Source organism: Mycobacterium sp. OAS707 (assembly GCF_014873705.1).
GTDB lineage: Bacteria > Actinomycetota > Actinomycetes > Mycobacteriales > Mycobacteriaceae > Mycobacterium.
The window spans coordinates 1582935-1598671 of the sequence record NZ_JADBDS010000001.1 but is presented as its reverse complement, the minus strand read 5'-3'; the positions used below and the strand labels follow the sequence as shown (position 1 = coordinate 1598671).

Below are 15737 nucleotides of genomic sequence, written 5' to 3'. Positions count from 1 at the left end.
GATCACCTCACCTCGACGACGACCTTGCCTTTGGCGCGGCCCTTTTCGACGTAGTCCAGGGCGTCTCTGGTCGACTCGAACGGATATACCTTGTCGACGATGGGACGTATGACGCCCTCATCGATGAGAGAGGTGATCCGGCTCAACTGATTGCCGTTCGCCTTCATGAACAAGAACGAGTAGGTCACGTTGCGGCGCTTTGCCTTTCGCCGCGCACCGAAGCTCAAGACACTCATGATCGGCTTCACGAACCAGCGCGCGCCGATCTCTTCGGCAAAGGCCGGGTCGGGTGGACCCGATATGGAGATCAGCTTTCCGCCCGGCTTCAGTACCCGTAACGACTTGTTGAGGGTCTTGGCATCTTGACTGTGCAGCACGACATCATAACCGTGCAACCGCGTCTCGAAGTCCTCTGTCTTGTAATCGATCAACACGTCTGCGCCGAGACTCGTGAGCATGCCGAAGTTGGCTGCGCTGGCTGTTGTCGCCACCGTCGCACCCAGGTGTTTGGCCAACTGAATCGCGAATGTGCCGACGCCGCCGGTGCCTGCCTGAATGAAAACCTTTTGCCCTGGCTTCAGGTTGGCCTTCTCGACCAGTGCCTGCCACGCGGTCAGGCCCACCAGGGGAATGGACGCCGCTTCGGCCATGGTGAGTTCTTTCGGCTTGATCGCCACGTCGTCTTCACTCATCGCGATGAACTCCGCGAAGGTGCCCATGCGATAGGTGTCCGGCCGCGCATAGACCTCGTCGCCGGGCTTGAAGCGCCGCACGCGGGAGCCGACCTCGACCACAACGCCGGCCACATCGTTGCCTAGAACGAGCGGAAAGCGGTACGGCAGAAAGATTTTGAATTCTCCGGCTGAGATCTTCACGTCGACCAGGTTGACGCCCGCGGCATGGATTTGGACCAGTACGTCGTTGTCGCCGACCTCCGGCTGCGCCAAGTCGACGATTCGGCCGCCGTCCTTGCTCTTGTAGCGGTCGATGGCGAATGCCTTCATGCCACACGCTCGCGGATCGGTTTGTTCAGTTGGGCGCGAACGACGAGAGTCATTTCGTCGGCCAGCACTTCGTCGGCGCCGGACTCGATTCCGTCGAGGACCTGACGGACCACGTCGGCGGGATCGGACTTGGGGCTATCCGCAAACGCGCCCATATCGGTGTCCACCAGTCCGACGTAAACGCCGACCACTTGCACGCCACGCGGCCCGAGTTCAAGCCGCATCGAGTCAGTGGCGCTCCACAGCGCGGCCTTCGTCACCCCATAGCTGGCGCCGACGGGCAGCCATGCGAGAACCGACGCGACGTTGACGATTGCGCCCGACCTCTCGGCAATCCGGTCGGCGAAAGCCGATGCCAATGCCAGTGGTCCGAACAGGTTCGTCTCCATCTCTTCGCGCAGTTGGGAGGTGTCGCTGTGAAGGACGGAGGCGCCCCTGGCGATGCCGGCGTTGTTGACCAGAACGCTGACATCGGACGCCGCGTCGGACGCCCTGGCCACGGACGCGGCGTCGGTGACATCGAGTTGTAGCGGAACTACGCGCGGGTCCGCGACGTCGATTGTCTGTGGGTCGCGCGCGGCCGCATACACCTTGGCGACACCCCGATCGAGAAGCTGCACAACGTATTCGCGGCCCATGCCACGGTTGGCTCCGGTGACCAACACCGTCTGACCGGTCAGCGAGGTCATGAGATCGTCGATCCCAGGAATTCGAGCGCTTCGGGGACGAAGCGTTCGTGGGCTTGGAAGATGCCGCCGTGTCCGGCGTCTGGATAGATGCGCAGCGTCGCATTGGGGAGACGGTGAGCCAGGTCGTAGGAGTTGCTGGTCGGCACCATGCGGTCGTCGTCGCCGTTGGCCACCAGCACGGGTTGTTGAATGCGTGACAGGTCGGCCGGCTTCGCCAACCCGAACGCGTGAATGGCCTTGAGCTGAGTGCGGAATGCCCGGATCGAGGTCGCCTTGTCGCGGTCAGTGGTGCGTTCCTTGAGCCGTTTGACGAATGCCTTTGCCTCCGACTTGCCGTGCGCCGTTCTGGTGAAGAACAGCAGTTCCTTGGGGTCTTTGAAAGTGGCGTAGGCGTGCAGGGTGTCGAGGTAGCTCAACTTCGTCACGTTGACGATGCCTTCACCTCCCGCGGGGCCGGTGCCCGCGAGAATGACCTTGCGAACAAGTGCCTGCTCTTGGGCCGCGATCACCTGTGCGACCATGCCGCCGAGCGAGAAGCCGAGCAGGTCGACCTGGGTGAAGCCCAGCGCGCGAATGAACGCCACCGCGTCGTGTGCCATCGCTTCGACGGTGTCGGGCGTCTCGCCCTCCGAGGCCCCCAGTCCGCGGTTGTCGAAGGTGATCACCCGGTGCTTGGCCGCGATGCCGTCGACGACGCGGGGGTCCCAGTTGTCGAGATTGGCGGCCAGATGATTTAGGAAGATCACCGGTACGCCGGTGTCGATGCCCAGTTCACGGTAGACGAACTTGGTTCCGTCCACGGAAACGGATTTCGTCGGCGCGTTCTTGTACGACGTGCCGCCCCAACGGCTGCGTGCCTCGTGCAGATGACTTGTGGGGTCGTGCCGGGTGGTTCGTTTGCCTGCCATGATCGCTTCCTTTGGTAAACCGTTTGGTGTACTTCCTGCGGTTGACCGTAACACGCTGTTCGCACCTGTGTAAACCAATCGGTATACTTGGAACTATGACGTCACTCACCCAGAGCGGTCGCGGGGGCCGCGGGGCGCGTGCGCGGATCCTGACGGCGGCTTCAGAGCTGTTCTATTTCGAGGGCATCAACGCGACCGGTGTCGAACGGATCGCGAGTAGGGCGTCGGTGTCCAAACGAACGCTTTACCGGCACTTTCCGAGCAAGGCAGCCTTGGTGGAGGAGTACCTGCAGCGCCTCCGGCAAGAGGCCGGGGAGTCGACGGCGGGGACGCCACGTGCGCGACTGCTCGCCTTGTTCGAGCTCTCGGACTCCGAGAACGGTCGGATGCGGGGCTGTCCATTTCACAACGCGGCCGTCGAGGCGGCGGGAGCGTTGCCCGGCGTCGAGCACATCGTTCACCTGCACAAGCGGGACTACATAGATGGCCTCAATGAGCTGGCACGACAGGCGGGTGCTGCCGATCCGGAGATGTTGGGCAATCAGATCGCAGTGCTCTACGAGGGTGCATCAGGATTGTCCACCTCGCTCAACAATCCGGCGCCGTGGGCGCGCGCCCGCGTTGCGGCCGAGGCCCTGATCGACCAGGCGATAGGGCGCGCGGGCTGAGAATCAGGCTGTGGCGGGCGATTTCGACGTCGTCGCCGCTGCAAAGATCGTGTCGGTGACCGCGGTGGGCGTGATCGTCACGACAGCCTTCTGGGCGCGGCTGGCGATGTCCAACAGATAGCGCCGCTTGGGCCGACGCGAGGTCAGCGCGTGGTCGACGGCCTTGGTGACTCGTTTCGGATCGGCGGCGAGTTTCTGCATGCGTCCCAACAGCTTCCGGCTGCCGGCGAGATGCGCGGCATAGAGTTCGCGGTGCTCGTCAGCCAATCGCTTGGTCATGCGGTCGTAGTCGTCGACAGCGTCGCCCCACATGTCGGTGCGAATGGGGCCCGGCTCGATGAGCGAGACGCGAATCTTCCACGGACGCAGCTCCATACGTAGTGCGTCGCCCAACGATTCGATTGCGTACTTCGAGGCGTTGTAGGCGCCGGTGCCGGGTGTGGTGATCAACCCGCTGACGGATGACATGAACACCACCCGGCCCCGGGCGGCGCGAATCTTCGGCAGCACTGCCTGAGTAACCGCGATCTGCGAGATGACGTTGACGTCCAGTTGCTGTGTCAGATCATCGAGGGATAACCCCTCGACGGGGCCGTTCAGGATGATGCCTGCGTTGTTGACGACGCCGTTCAGTTCGGCGGGAAGGAGATCGGGAAGCGCCGCAATGGCAGACCTGTCGGTGATGTCGAGCGCGACCGCGCGCACACGGGGCATGCCATCGAGGCTGTGTAGGGCCGCTTCGGATCGGGCGGTGGCATACACGTCCCAGCCCCGTTCGCTCATGTGCTTGGTGATCGCAAGCCCGATGCCTCTGCCGGCGCCGGTAACCAGTACTGAAGGCATGTCGTCAGACCTCACTCGATGAAAGGCTCTTCTGCCATGCCAGAAGACCTGCCACGCCAAACGTCTCCAGTGCTATTGCCCCCACCGTGAAGGGGTGCGGCCTCCCGCGCTGCTGCCATGACCGCAGTCGTGCGAGACCACCGACGAAAATGGTCGACAGCGCGAACGTCACGACCCGAGAGCCCTCGACACGTCCGAGCTGAGACCACATGGCCGGCCCGACTGCCAGTTTGAACACGTTGGCATATCGCAGAGAGCTGTCCACCGTCGGCGCCACGTCCGGAGAACCGCCCGGAACACCCTGCGGGCCATGGACGATCTCACTGATCGCGCTGGCCGTGGGTATGGCAGCGAGCACGGCTAATGTCCGCTGCAATCCTCGTCGACTGCTGTCACTGTGCGCCATGAACACTCCTGGTATACCGAACGGTTTACTGACAGAGGCCGACGCTACACGCCTTTGCGCGTGGTGTAAACCCATCGGTATCCTTTGTCCATGACCACGCAACGCGGCGGCCGCGGTGCACGACAGCGCATCCTGAACACCGCCACCGATTTGTTCTACCGGGAGGGCATCAATGCCACCGGGGTCGAGCGGCTTGCCAGCGAAGCATCAGTATCCAAGCGGACTCTGTACCAACACTTTCTGAGTAAGACGGCAGTGGTCGAGGAGTATCTTCGCTGCATCCAGCAAGGTGTCGGCGACCCGATCCACCCGGGACCGGAGGCCGCGAACAAAAGCCCCCGCGAGCGCATACTCGCCCTGTTCGCCACGCCATCACCGGACGCGACGATGCGCGGCTGCCCGTTCCACAACGCCGCCGTCGAGGCTGCCGACGCCATGCCCGAAATTCACGAGATCGTCCAAGAACACAAGCGCAAATACATCAGGGGCCTGATCAAGCTGGCCCGACAGGCGGGCGCCGGCAACCCCACACTGCTGGGCAATCAACTCGGGCTGATTTACGAAGGCGCTGCTGCACTTTCGACGTCCCTCGACGACCCCACCCCCTGGACGCACGCGCGGAAGGCTGTGCAGACCCTGCTCGACCAAGCAGTGAGTTAACGACGTCTGCCGCGGGATTCAGCCGGACGGTGCTGGGAGATCAACTCGTTGAGGTGTTTCGTCACCTGCTCGAGAGGCTTCGTCGAGCGCGCGGCGCGTGAGAGGATGACGGCTCCTTCGACCGCGGCGACGATCGTCGTCGACAACGACTGGGCGGCAGCGCGATTGATGCCGTCCTTCCGCAACCGATCGGCCAACAACTGACCCCATTCCGCGAAGACATCCGCGGCGGTGGACGCGCCTTCGGGTGATTCGTCGCGACTGCTCGCCGCGGCCACGATCGGGCAGCCCCCTTCGAAGTCCGTGCTCACCAACACCTCGCCCCACATGTCGGCGAAGGCCCCGATTGGATCGGGGTCGTCCAGGTAGCCGCGCACCGTCGCCGTCATCTCGTCTCCGGCGGCACGGGTGGCCGCGGCAACGAGTTCGGCCTTGCCGCCGGGGAAGTTGAGATAGATCGAGCGACGTGTCACGCCGCTGGTCGCCAGGATTTCGGCGATGCCGGTACCAGCCACACCATGTCGCTGCATCAGCGTGGCCGTGGCTGCCGTGAGTCGATCGCGTACCCGCATGGTTGCAATATACCAGTCGGTCTACTAATGTCCGACTTACGCGGTAGACCGAACGGTATACCGCATTCTTTGCCAAGGAAAGGGACGACTGTGTCCTCCGCAGCCCCACACGATTTCGCCTTCTTGCCCGCGACCGAACAGCTGGCCGCGCTGAACGCGAAGGACCTCTCCAGCGCTGAGCTGGTCGAGCTGTACCTGTCCCGCATCACCGAGCACAACGCTGCGCTCAACGCAGTCGTCACCGTTGACGCGGACGGCGCACGTCGCGCAGCCAAGCACGCTGACGGGGCTCGCTCAAACGGCCAGCGCCTGGGACCGCTGCACGGCCTGCCGATCACCGTCAAGGACAGCTACGAGACGGCCGGCATGCGGACGGTCTGCGGTCGCCCCGACCTGGCCGACTACGTGCCGACGCAGAACGCCGAGGCCGTCGCACGCCTTCGCCGCGCCGGCGCAATCATTCTCGGCAAGACCAACATGCCCACCGGCAATGCCGACGTGCAGGCCAGCAACCCCGTGTTCGGCAAGACGAACAATCCATGGGATCTTTCGCGCACCTCCGGTGGCTCGGCAGGCGGCGGTGCCGCGGCGACCGCCGCCGGGCTTACCAGCTTCGATTTCGGATCCGAAATCGGTGGCTCCACCCGGATTCCGGCGCACTTCTGCGGTCTCTACGGTCACAAGTCGACGTGGCAGTCCGTTCCGTTGGTCGGTCACATTCCTGGCGGGCCTGGCGACCCCGGGCGTTGGGGAGAAGCCGACATGGCCTGCGCCGGTGTGCAGGTGCGTGGCGCTCGCGACATCATTCCGGCATTGGACGCCACCGTCGGCCCGCTGAATCCCGACGGCGGTTTCTCCTACACCCTCGCCGCGCCGCGGGCCACCGCGCTCAAGGACTTCCGGGTCGCGGTGTGGGCCGACGATCCCGCCTGTCCGATCGACAACGACACTCACCGAGCCATCGATGAGGCGGTCGCAGCGCTGCGAGACGCCGGCGCGCGGGTCGTCGAGCAACCCGCAGGCATCCCGGTGGATCTGACCACCTCACACGACCTCTTCCTGAGCTTGGTCATGGCCGCGTTCTCGATAGACAGGTCCACGATGAGCCCGCGCTTCGCCGGTGCCCTTGCCCTGCGCTCGCTGATGAGCCCGCGCGGCGACGCCGCCGCCGCGCTGCGCGGGACGATCCAAAGCCACCGCGCGTGGTTGTTCCGCGACGCGGCCCGGCGGGAGATCGCGTACCGCTGGGCGGGATTCTTCAAGGAATTCGACGTGCTGCTGCTGCCGGTGACACCCACCGCCGCGCCCGGGCACCACAACAAGGACCACGACCGCTTCGGCCGCACGATCGACGTCGACGGCGTCACCCGCTCATATTGGGATCAGACCAAATGGAGCGCCGTGGCCAACATCGCCGGTACGCCGGCGACCACGATGCCCATCACCACCAACGCGGCCGGTCTGCCCATCGGCCTCCAGGCGATGGGTCCTGCCGGGGGAGACCGCACCACCGTCGAGTTCGCTGCTCTGCTCACCGAAGTGCTTGGCGGCTATCGCATTCCGCCGCAGCAGCGGGCGTCGGTCATGAGCATCGCGTGATGTCGCCTCTGATGCGTCGAAACCTCACCGGCCGCAAGGTGGTAATCACCGGGGCCGCGCGCGGCATCGGGGAGAAGGTGGCACGGATTGCCGCGGGCCGCGGCGCTCGCGTAGCGCTGATTGGGCTCGAACCCGATCGGTTACGTGCACTGGCCGAGGACCTGGGACGCCGCGTGTCGTGGCGGGAGGCCGACGTGCGCGACGGCGCCGCATTGCGGTCTGCGATAGACGCTTGCGCAACGGCCCTGGGTGGCATCGACTTCGTCGTCGCCAATGCCGGGGTCGCTGCATACGGAACAGTGCGGCAGGCCGACGAGGCGTCGTTCGAACGCGTGCTGGACATCAACCTGAACGGCGTGTTCCGCACCCTCAAATATGCGACGCCGCACTTGGAGCGCAGTCGAGGGCACGCGACGGTGGTGGCGTCGGCGATATCCTTCACACCGCTTGCCGGCCTTGCGTCGTACGCGGCGAGCAAGGCCGGAGTCGAAATGCTCGCTCTGGCCTACCGCCAAGAGGTGGCCCACCTCGGCATCACCGTCGGATTGGTCCATCCGTCGTGGATCGACACGGACCTCGTGCGCGGTGCTGAAGCGGATCTTCCTTCGTTCCAACAACTTCGGGAACGGTTGCCCTATCCGGGCAATGTCACGACCAGTGTCGACCGGGCAGCCACCGCGATCGTCAACGGACTCGTGCGTCGGCGTAGCCGGGTGTACGTGCCGCGCGCAGTCGTGGTGGCCAACTGGGCGAAGGCAGCGCTGAATTCACCCGCCGCCTGGCCGTGGATGAGGCGCTTTGCCGCGCAGGTGACGCCGACTCTCGAGCGTGAGGTCGCGGCATTGGGCAGGCATGACCAACTCCTGCCCGGCGTGGAGCGCACCTATGATTTGGCCGCGGGTTCCGATTCTTTGGCCCCCGTGATCGAGTCGTAGATGCGGGCGGCCTTTTCGTGTGAGGCCTCGGCACGCTCGCGCGTATCACCAAGTCCCACAGATAGATTCACGCCGAGCGGCAGGAGCACTTGGCGTACCGGATCGTCGAACCCGGTGAAGGTCTCTGCCAGTTCGAGAGTGATGAACCCGTGCACGAAACTCCACAGCTGAGCCGCGACGCCCTCATGGTCCTGTTTTCTGACTCGGCCCGAGGTGACAAGGCGTCGGCACGATTCTGCGACGTGCGCATAAGCGGCGCGAAAGCCTGGCGAGCGGCCACTCAAGCGCGCGTCGGGGTCCGTCAGCGGCCGGTACGTCGCACGGCTCGACAGGCCGAACATCAGGTCATAGAGATGGGGGTTCTGGCGGGCCACGCGCCGACACGTCAAGCCCTGCAGGGCCAGATCGGCGATCGGGTCATCGGAGGCCGGCAGTTCCGAGAACGCCCTGTCGAGTTCGTTGAAGCCGTGGTCGATCACGGCGCGGGTGAGCTCGGGGATCCCGCCGAAGTGGTGGTAGACCACCATCGTCGAGAGCCCGGTTGCCGCCGCCACCGTTCTCGCCTTGATGGCGGACGGGCCCTGTTCGGCGAGCAGGCGAACCGTCGCTTGAATGAGCCGCTCCGGTACAGCGTCAGGGGTCGAAACCGCAGTCATCTCCCACACCCATTGTCAATCGGATATAACTTCGTTATATTACCCCATAACGAAGTTATTATCGGAGGGTTGCAATGAACAATCGCCTAGAGGTCGAGGACCGCGGTGCCGTCCTGGTGGTACGGGTCGACGGTGGGCCGCACAGCCTGTTCGGGGTCGACATCGCGAACCAGCTTGATGAGTTGGTAGACCGCGTCGATCGCGATCCGAGCGTCCACGCGGTGGTTTTCACCGGCGCGCGCGCCGGGCGCTTCGTCAGCCATGCCGACGTGCGGTGGCTGCAGGCCGAAGGTGCTGCCGTTCCTGAGTTGGGCCGACGCGGCGCATCGGCCGCCCTGCGACTGGCCCGGGGCGTAGACCGCGCCCGCATCCCTGAGCCACTCCTGCAGAAAACTCCGATGCGGGGTGTCGCGCAACTCGACCGCCTGCACGCGACTTTCTTGCGCATGAATGCGAGCGGGGTGATATTCGTTGCCGCCCTGAACGGTTCGGCTCTGGGTCTGGGCGCGGAGTTCGCCTGGGCGTGCGACTTGCGTGTGATGGCCGACGGTGACTTCTTCATCGGCCAGCCAGAAGTCCTGCTGGGCATCATGCCGGGGGGAGGCGGCAGCCAGCGACTGACCCGCCTGATCGGCACCCACAAGTCGTTGGTGGCGATCCTCGAGGGCAAGCCGTTCACGCCGGCGCAGGCGCTGGCCAACGGCGCTGTCGATGAGGTCGTGCCGACGGACGACGTCGTTCCGCGAGCGGTCGAACTCGCCGAATATTTCGGCCGTCGGACCAAGGGATCGGTCGAGGCCATCAAGCGGTCGGTGTACTTCGGCGGTTCGATGTCGCTGACGGAAGGCCTGCACATGGAGCGCACCGAGTTCCTCGGCACCGATCAGTCCAAGGAGGGCCAGGAATTGATGCTTCAGTACCTCGCCGATACGGCGTCCACCGGCGAGCTACCTCTGTACCGTCCGGACACCTACGCGGAGGCGCTCGAATCGGGCCGGGTGCCCAGTGTTGGCTCGACCAACGGGGCGGTGAGCCGATAGTGGCCCCCTTCACGCGACACGACGTCTCGTTTCGTTCCGGCGAAGACACCTGTGCGGCTTGGCTTTACCTGCCGAACGGGGTCACCTCCCCGCCGGTCGTCATCCTCGGGCACGGCCTCGGTGCCACGCGCGAGATGCGTCTGGACGCCTTCGCCGAACGTTTCGCCAAGGCTGGCATCGCCGCGTTGGCCTTCACGTATCGGCACTTCGGCGACAGCGGCGGCCAACCGCGCCAATTGCTTTCGATCAAGCGGCAGCTCGCCGACTGGGACGCCGCCATCGCGTGGGTGAAGGATCGTCGCGACGTAGACAGCACGCGAATCGCGGTGTGGGGTAGCAGCTTTGGCGGTGGTCACGCTATCACGGTCGCGTCGCGCCACCCAGAACTACGGGCAGCGGTTTCCCAGTGTCCATTCACCGACGGTGTTGCCTCAGCGCTGGCGCTCGGACCGGGTGCCTCACTGAAGGCGTTGCCGTTGGTCGCGCGGGACCTTGCCGCCAAGGTCCGCGGCCGCGCCCCGGTGACGATCCCACTCGCAGGCGCCCCAGGTTCGGTGGCCCTGATGAACGCCCCGGACGCTCTGCCCGGCTATCAGGCGCTGCTGCCGCCCCGCATGACGTTCCGCAACGAGGCGGCGGCACGCGTCGCTCCGACCATCATGGCGTACCGGCCCGGCCGGGCGGCCAAGAAGATCAACTTTCCAATCCTCTTCTGTGTCAGCAACACCGACAGCGTCACGCCGCCGGCGCAAACATTGCGCTACGCGCGCACCGCGCCGCGAGGTGAGATCAAGCGATATGACGCCGGCCACTTCGAGTTCTACCTCGGCGAGGCTTTCGAAACGCTGGTACGTGACCAAGTGGACTTCCTCACCCGCCACCTCCATCCGGTGGATGTGAGTACGTCGTAATGAATTTCGCATCGCTACCCGATCGCCGCGCTGCTGCCGACCCGAATCGTCTCGCGATCGCGGACCCGCGACAGTCCCTTACGAACGCGGCGTTCTTGCATCGCGTCCTGGCGGCGTCAGCTCACATGAACAGCCTCGGCATCGGTCCCGATGACGTGGTGGCCCTCAAGCTCAAGAACCGGGTCGAGTTCGTGGTGCTGTTGTTCGCGGCATGGCGGCTGGGCGCCACTGTCACGCCGGTCAATCCGAGCCTGACCGACAGCGAGGTCGTTCGGCAACTGCACGGCTCCGGTGCGCGCCTGTTGGTGGTGGAGGACGGCGCCCCCGCACCGGCGGGCGTCATCACGCTCGCCGTCGGCGATCTGCGTACCGAACCCGACGACGCGGCTCAGCCGCCCCATCTCGCATCCTCTGGGCTGGCCCTGCTCATCTACACCAGCGGCACGACAGGGATCCCGAAGGGCGTGATGCTGGATCACGCCAACATCGATGCGATGGCCGACATGGGGCGCCGGGCCTTGCAGATCGGTCAGGCAGACCGGTGTCTGCTGATCCTGCCGCTGTTTCATGTCAACGGCATCGTGGTCAGCGTCCTGATGCCGCTGCTGGCAGGCGCCAGCGTAGTCATCGCCGACAAGTTCGATCCCCAGACATTCTTCGACACAGTTGAATACAAACGGCCCACCTTCTTCAGTGCGGTGCCGACGATCTTCGCGATGCTCGCCGCGTTGCCCGCCCACGTCACACCCGACACGTCGTCGGTGCGGTTCGCCGTCTGTGGCGCAGCGCCTGCACCGCCGGACCTGCTGACGCGATTCGAGTCTCGGTACGGATTTCCGGTGATCGAAGGGTACGGGTTGTCAGAAGGCACCTGTGCTTCCACCATCAACCCCATCGCCGGACCCCGAAGGGCCGGGACCGTGGGAATTGCCTTTCCTGGCCAGCAGCTTCGGATCGTCGACGAAACCGGGGCCGAGCTAGCCACGGGTGTCGACGGCGAGGTCGTCATCGCAGGCCCCAATGTCATGCGCGGCTATTTCGGCAGGCCCGATGAAACGGTGCGCGTCATCGTCGACGGCTGGCTGCACACCGGCGATATCGGTCATCTGGACGCCGACGGATACCTGACGCTGGTGGGGCGATCCAAAGACATGATCATCCGCGGCGGGGAGAACATCTACCCCAAGGAGATCGAGGACGTCCTGGCGGGCGATCCGACTGTGCTCGAGGCCGCCGTGATCGGGGTGCCTGACGACAAGTGGGGCGAGATCGTCGCCGCCTACGTCCAGCCACGTCCCGGCCTGACCGTCGATCCTGCAGCGCTGCAAGCACTGTGCGCGCGCAAGCTCGCCGGCTACAAACGCCCGACCTCCATCACCGTCGTAGCCGGCATTCCCAAGAACGCGGTTGGCAAGACCGACAAGGCGCCGCTGCGGGCCGCCCATCTGGAAGGAACATCTCTATGACATCGCTACACGAGCCGCTGACACTGCCGTGCGGGCAGGTGTTGCCCAATCGAATCATGAAGGCCGCGTTGAGCGAAGCGCTTGCGGATAAGCAGAACGCCCCCGACGAGCGCCTCGAACGGCTCTACACGTCCTGGAGTCAGGGCGGATACGGTCTGATCATCACGGGCAATGTGATGGTCGACCGCACGCAACTCGGTGAGCCGGGCAACGTCGTGATCGAGGACGAGCGCAACCTCGATGCGCTGTCCCGATGGGCGAAGTCCACCAAAGACGCCGGGGTGCCGATCTGGGTGCAACTGAATCACCCAGGGCGACAATCGAACCCGCTCGCGCTTGGACACACACCCGTTGCGCCCAGCCCGGTACCGCTGAGCCTTCCCGGTGCGGCGACGCCGCGCGAGCTGACACCTGCCGAGATCGAAGACATCATCGAGCGCTTCGCAACGGCGGCGAAAGTATGCGAGACGGCGGGCTTCGACGGTGTGCAGATACATGGTGCCCACGGCTACCTGGTTGCGCAGTTCCTTTCGCCGCTGTCGAACCAGCGCAACGACGAATGGGGCGGTGACCCCGAGCGCCGGATGCGCTTCGTGCTGGAAGTCGTGCGCCGCATCCGCGCGAGCGTGTCGCCGGGCTTTGCCGTTGGTATCAAACTCAACTCGGCCGATTTCCAGCGCGGCGGGTTCACCGAGGATGAATCCCGTGCCGTGCTGGCGGCATTGGCGCGCGAAGGTATCGATCTGATCGAGGTCAGCGGCGGAAGTTACGAACAGCCCGCGATGATGGGCAAGGCCGCCGACAGCACCAGGGCGCGCGAAGCCTATTTCCTGGAGTACGCCCGCACGGTGCGCAGCCTGGTCGGCGACATCCCGCTGGCGGTCACGGGCGGTTTCCGTTCCCGTGCAGGCATGGCCGACGCTGTCAGCTCAGGCGAGTGCGATGTCGTCGGCCTTGGCCGACCGACTGTAACCACCACCGACGCCGCCGAGGTGATCCTGGCCGGACGCGCAGAGACATTGACCTCACACCGCGTGCGTTTCGGGTTGCGCCGCGTGCTGGGCAAGTTTCTCGACCTCAAGTCGCTGGACGGAATCCTCGAACTTTCCTGGCACACAGACCAACTCCACCGGGTGGGTGCCGGGCTGGCACCCGATCTGAACCGGAGCCGTACCGCCACCACACTTGCGATGGTGCGGCGCAACGGTCGCGCGTCGTTCGGACGCAAGCGCGGTCTGTGACATGCGATATTCACTCTCCGACAAGGTCGTGCTGATCACGGGAGCCGGTCGCGGGCTTGGTGCGGCCACCGCCGCGGCACTGGCTCAGCGCGGCGCACAGGTGGTGATCGCGGACATCGACCTCACCGCGGCGCAGTCTGTTGCCAAGTCGCTGCCGAGCCACGGTCGAGCGCTGCAATGCGATGTCACGCAACTCGATTCGGTCCAACGCGCGACGCGCCAGACTCTCGAGCATTACGGCCGCATCGATGTCGTGATCGCCAATGCGGGCGTGCTCGGTCGTGGTGGCACGATGCGCACACTCACGCCCGGCCAGGTGTGCGGCGTCATGTCCGTCAACGTGGACGGTGTCGTCAACACGGTATCGGCCACGCTGGATCCGGTGATCGACAGCCGCGGGCAGATCGTCTTGGTGAGTTCGGTGTTCGCCTACATCAACGGGGCGGGCGCCATCCCGTACGCGATGAGCAAGGCGGCGGTCGAGCAACTGGGCCGTGGCCTCGGCGTCGAGCTGGCACGCCACGGTGCGTCGGCCATGACGGCGTACTTCTCCCTCATCGAGACCGACATGATCCGCCAGGGCCTGGACGCAGACCCGCATCTGACGGCGCTGCTCGCAGCGATGCCGAAGTTCGTCCTCAAGCGCATTCAGCCGCAGACGGCGGCCGCGGCGATCGCCGACGGTCTCGAGCGCAGGCGAACCTCCATCACCGTCCCTGGCCGCTGGCGACCGGTCGCGGCGCTTCGCGGCGTGGCTGGACCGATCGTCGACGCAAGACTGGCAAGCGACAGCGGCGTGCGGCGAGCCCTGACGCAACTCGAAAACCGGTAGCGCGCTACTCCTGGCGCAGCCGCGACTCGACGAACGCCTCCAGCGCCTCCCACTGCTCGACGGCCTTGGCGTACGGCGGGGTCGGGCGCTTCACGGTGTCCGGGTCCAGCACATGCGCGACCACCCGCCCCAGCGGCTGGTCGACATCCAGTGTCTCGTCGACTGTGGTGTCCTCGGAGTAATCGCCTACGTCCCTGAGGAATTCGACGGCAAGCTCCAGCTGGTCCCGGTCGATGGCGTCGGGCCCGTCGGCGAGGTCGTCGGCAATGCCCGTGAGCACGTAGACGTTTTCGTCGCTGACGTTGACCCGCAGCGAGCCGTCGGTGGCGGCGGTGCGGATGTCGTCGTAGGTCGCCAGATCAGACAAGTCATGATCGTGCTCGTCGGCGAGGTAGCGCGCCAGAGCACCGCCGGAAGTGAAGACGCTGACGCGTCCGTTGCGGCCCAAGAAGATCGGCGCGTCATCGAGATAGCACCGCAGGGTGTAGTAGGTGCCCGCGCTGGTCATCACCCGCACGGGGTCGATGCCGACCTTGATCCAGAAGTCGTCGTCGCTGCCGAGCACCAGGCCTTGGGCCTGGTCGGCGAGGTCGTCGGTCTCCTCGACGTCGGCCTCGGTCTCGTCGGCCTCGTCGGCGGTTGTGTCCTCGGAGTCGGTGGTCTCTTCGACCTCGATCTCCTCGGGTTCGGGTGCCGGCTCGGCCAGTTCCGCCGCGGCCTTCTCCGATGCGGCCTTGTCGACGTCGGGGATCGTGACGATCTCGTCGATCGCGTCGATCGCGTTGTCCCAGCCGCGGCCGATTACGGCCTCGATCTCGGCCCAGCGCTTGCGGCCGGGCCGCCCCGCGAAGGCCTCGATGCCGCCGCCGACCGTGCCGAGTACGGGGTTGCCGTTGAAGAACTTGGTGACCGCGGGCATCTCACAAACCGACCCGATCGACGACACGATCGCCAGCGTGCGATGAAGCTCCTTGACCGTCTCCTCGCTGGGCTTCTCGGCGACCAACTCCTGGAGGCTGACCAGGTCGTACTGGCGATCCTCCGGCGGGTCGAAGCTGTGCGCGTTCGCCTGGGTCAACTTCTCCCAGGACGGATGGTCGACCAGGTCGTTGTCGGTGTTGGTCCTGACAAACGCCACCAGGTCGGCGACCGACTCGAAGGCATACAGATCCTCGTCTTTACCGAGGAGCGCCTCCCACTCGTCGCCCTCATCGCGCCAGCGTGGAGCCCACAGTGTGTACAGGTCGCCCTTGGTCAGCGCGAGCCGAATCGGCACGATGTCAGCAGCCATGGCGCACAGCCTAACG

At 65.3% G+C, this 15737-nt stretch carries 17 protein-coding genes; 9 read left to right on the top strand and 8 right to left on the bottom strand.

The annotated features are described in order from the left end of the window. Nucleotides 1–2: 2 nt before the first annotated feature. The 3 genes from GGC64_RS07895 to GGC64_RS07885 are packed head-to-tail and all read right to left on the bottom strand — an operon-like array spanning nt 3 to nt 2601. On the bottom strand, nt 3–1004 hold the full coding sequence (locus GGC64_RS07895) for an NADP-dependent oxidoreductase (protein ID WP_192721837.1): 1002 nt from the start codon (nt 1002–1004) through the stop codon (nt 3–5). Then, nucleotides 1001–1693, bottom strand: a complete 693-nt coding sequence (locus tag GGC64_RS07890) for an SDR family oxidoreductase (protein ID WP_192721836.1) — start codon at nt 1691–1693, stop codon at nt 1001–1003. Before GGC64_RS07890 ends, GGC64_RS07895 begins: the two co-directional genes overlap by 4 nt. Then, on the bottom strand, nt 1690–2601 hold the full coding sequence (locus tag GGC64_RS07885; protein WP_225951207.1) for an alpha/beta fold hydrolase: 912 nt from the start codon (nt 2599–2601) through the stop codon (nt 1690–1692). The genes GGC64_RS07890 and GGC64_RS07885 overlap by 4 nt, the downstream gene beginning before the upstream one ends. Nucleotides 2602–2696: 95 nt before the next feature. Between GGC64_RS07885 and GGC64_RS07880 the strand changes: the two genes are divergently transcribed. Next, nucleotides 2697–3269, top strand: a complete 573-nt coding sequence (locus GGC64_RS07880) for a TetR/AcrR family transcriptional regulator (RefSeq protein ID WP_192721835.1) — start codon at nt 2697–2699, stop codon at nt 3267–3269. Between the two features lie 3 nt (nt 3270–3272). Here GGC64_RS07880 and GGC64_RS07875 read toward each other — a convergent pair whose 3' ends face one another. Continuing rightward, nucleotides 3273–4112 carry an SDR family oxidoreductase gene (locus GGC64_RS07875; protein WP_192721834.1) on the bottom strand — a complete coding sequence of 280 codons (840 nt, stop codon included), beginning with the start codon at nt 4110–4112 and terminating at the stop codon, nt 3273–3275. A gap of 4 nt (nt 4113–4116) precedes the next feature. Further along, on the bottom strand, nt 4117–4518 hold the full coding sequence (locus tag GGC64_RS07870) for a DUF4345 domain-containing protein (RefSeq protein WP_192721833.1): 402 nt from the start codon (nt 4516–4518) through the stop codon (nt 4117–4119). 90 nt (nt 4519–4608) lie between these two features. Here GGC64_RS07870 and GGC64_RS07865 point away from each other — a divergent pair, with 90 nt between their 5' ends. Next, nucleotides 4609–5178, top strand: a complete 570-nt coding sequence (locus GGC64_RS07865) for a TetR/AcrR family transcriptional regulator (protein WP_192721832.1) — start codon at nt 4609–4611, stop codon at nt 5176–5178. Here the strand turns inward: GGC64_RS07865 and GGC64_RS07860 are convergent. Then, on the bottom strand, nt 5175–5750 hold the full coding sequence (locus GGC64_RS07860; protein WP_192721831.1) for a TetR/AcrR family transcriptional regulator: 576 nt from the start codon (nt 5748–5750) through the stop codon (nt 5175–5177). The two genes, GGC64_RS07865 and GGC64_RS07860, sit on opposite strands and share 4 nt — an antisense overlap. 90 nt (nt 5751–5840) lie before the next feature. On the opposite strand from GGC64_RS07860, the gene GGC64_RS07855 reads away from it, so the two are divergent. Next, nucleotides 5841–7349 (top strand): amidase, encoded by a 1509-nt coding sequence (locus GGC64_RS07855; RefSeq protein ID WP_192721830.1) that lies wholly within the window; start codon nt 5841–5843, stop codon nt 7347–7349. Beyond that, nucleotides 7349–8284 (top strand): SDR family oxidoreductase, encoded by a 936-nt coding sequence (locus tag GGC64_RS07850; RefSeq protein WP_225951206.1) that lies wholly within the window; start codon nt 7349–7351, stop codon nt 8282–8284. The genes GGC64_RS07855 and GGC64_RS07850 overlap by 1 nt, the downstream gene beginning before the upstream one ends. On the opposite strand, the gene GGC64_RS07845 is transcribed toward GGC64_RS07850, so the two are convergent. Next, the gene (locus GGC64_RS07845) at nt 8233–8940 is read right to left on the bottom strand and encodes a TetR/AcrR family transcriptional regulator (protein WP_192721829.1); all 708 of its coding nucleotides are present in this window, start codon (nt 8938–8940) and stop codon (nt 8233–8235) included. The two genes, GGC64_RS07850 and GGC64_RS07845, sit on opposite strands and share 52 nt — an antisense overlap. A gap of 74 nt (nt 8941–9014) precedes the next feature. Here GGC64_RS07845 and GGC64_RS07840 point away from each other — a divergent pair, with 74 nt between their 5' ends. Genes GGC64_RS07840 through GGC64_RS07820 form a run of 5 tightly spaced genes read left to right on the top strand, consistent with a single transcriptional unit; the run spans nt 9015 to nt 14430 of the window. After that, nucleotides 9015–9980 carry an enoyl-CoA hydratase/isomerase family protein gene (locus GGC64_RS07840; protein WP_192721828.1) on the top strand — a complete coding sequence of 322 codons (966 nt, stop codon included), beginning with the start codon at nt 9015–9017 and terminating at the stop codon, nt 9978–9980. Continuing rightward, nucleotides 9980–10891, top strand: a complete 912-nt coding sequence (locus GGC64_RS07835; protein WP_192721827.1) for an alpha/beta fold hydrolase — start codon at nt 9980–9982, stop codon at nt 10889–10891. The genes GGC64_RS07840 and GGC64_RS07835 overlap by 1 nt, the downstream gene beginning before the upstream one ends. Further along, nucleotides 10891–12357: a class I adenylate-forming enzyme family protein gene (locus tag GGC64_RS07830; protein WP_192721826.1), complete on the top strand. Its 1467-nt coding sequence runs from the start codon at nt 10891–10893 to the stop codon at nt 12355–12357. The genes GGC64_RS07835 and GGC64_RS07830 overlap by 1 nt, the downstream gene beginning before the upstream one ends. Then, nucleotides 12354–13598: an NADH:flavin oxidoreductase/NADH oxidase family protein gene (locus GGC64_RS07825; protein WP_192721825.1), complete on the top strand. Its 1245-nt coding sequence runs from the start codon at nt 12354–12356 to the stop codon at nt 13596–13598. Before GGC64_RS07830 ends, GGC64_RS07825 begins: the two co-directional genes overlap by 4 nt. Before the next feature lies 1 nt (nt 13599). Further along, nucleotides 13600–14430 carry an SDR family NAD(P)-dependent oxidoreductase gene (locus GGC64_RS07820; protein ID WP_192721824.1) on the top strand — a complete coding sequence of 277 codons (831 nt, stop codon included), beginning with the start codon at nt 13600–13602 and terminating at the stop codon, nt 14428–14430. Nucleotides 14431–14434: 4 nt separating this feature from the next. Here the strand turns inward: GGC64_RS07820 and GGC64_RS07815 are convergent, their stop codons facing one another. After that, a complete protein-coding gene (locus GGC64_RS07815) occupies nt 14435–15721 on the bottom strand; it encodes a primosomal protein (protein WP_192721823.1) in 1287 nt (428 codons plus the stop codon). Nucleotides 15722–15737: the final 16 nt, after the last annotated feature.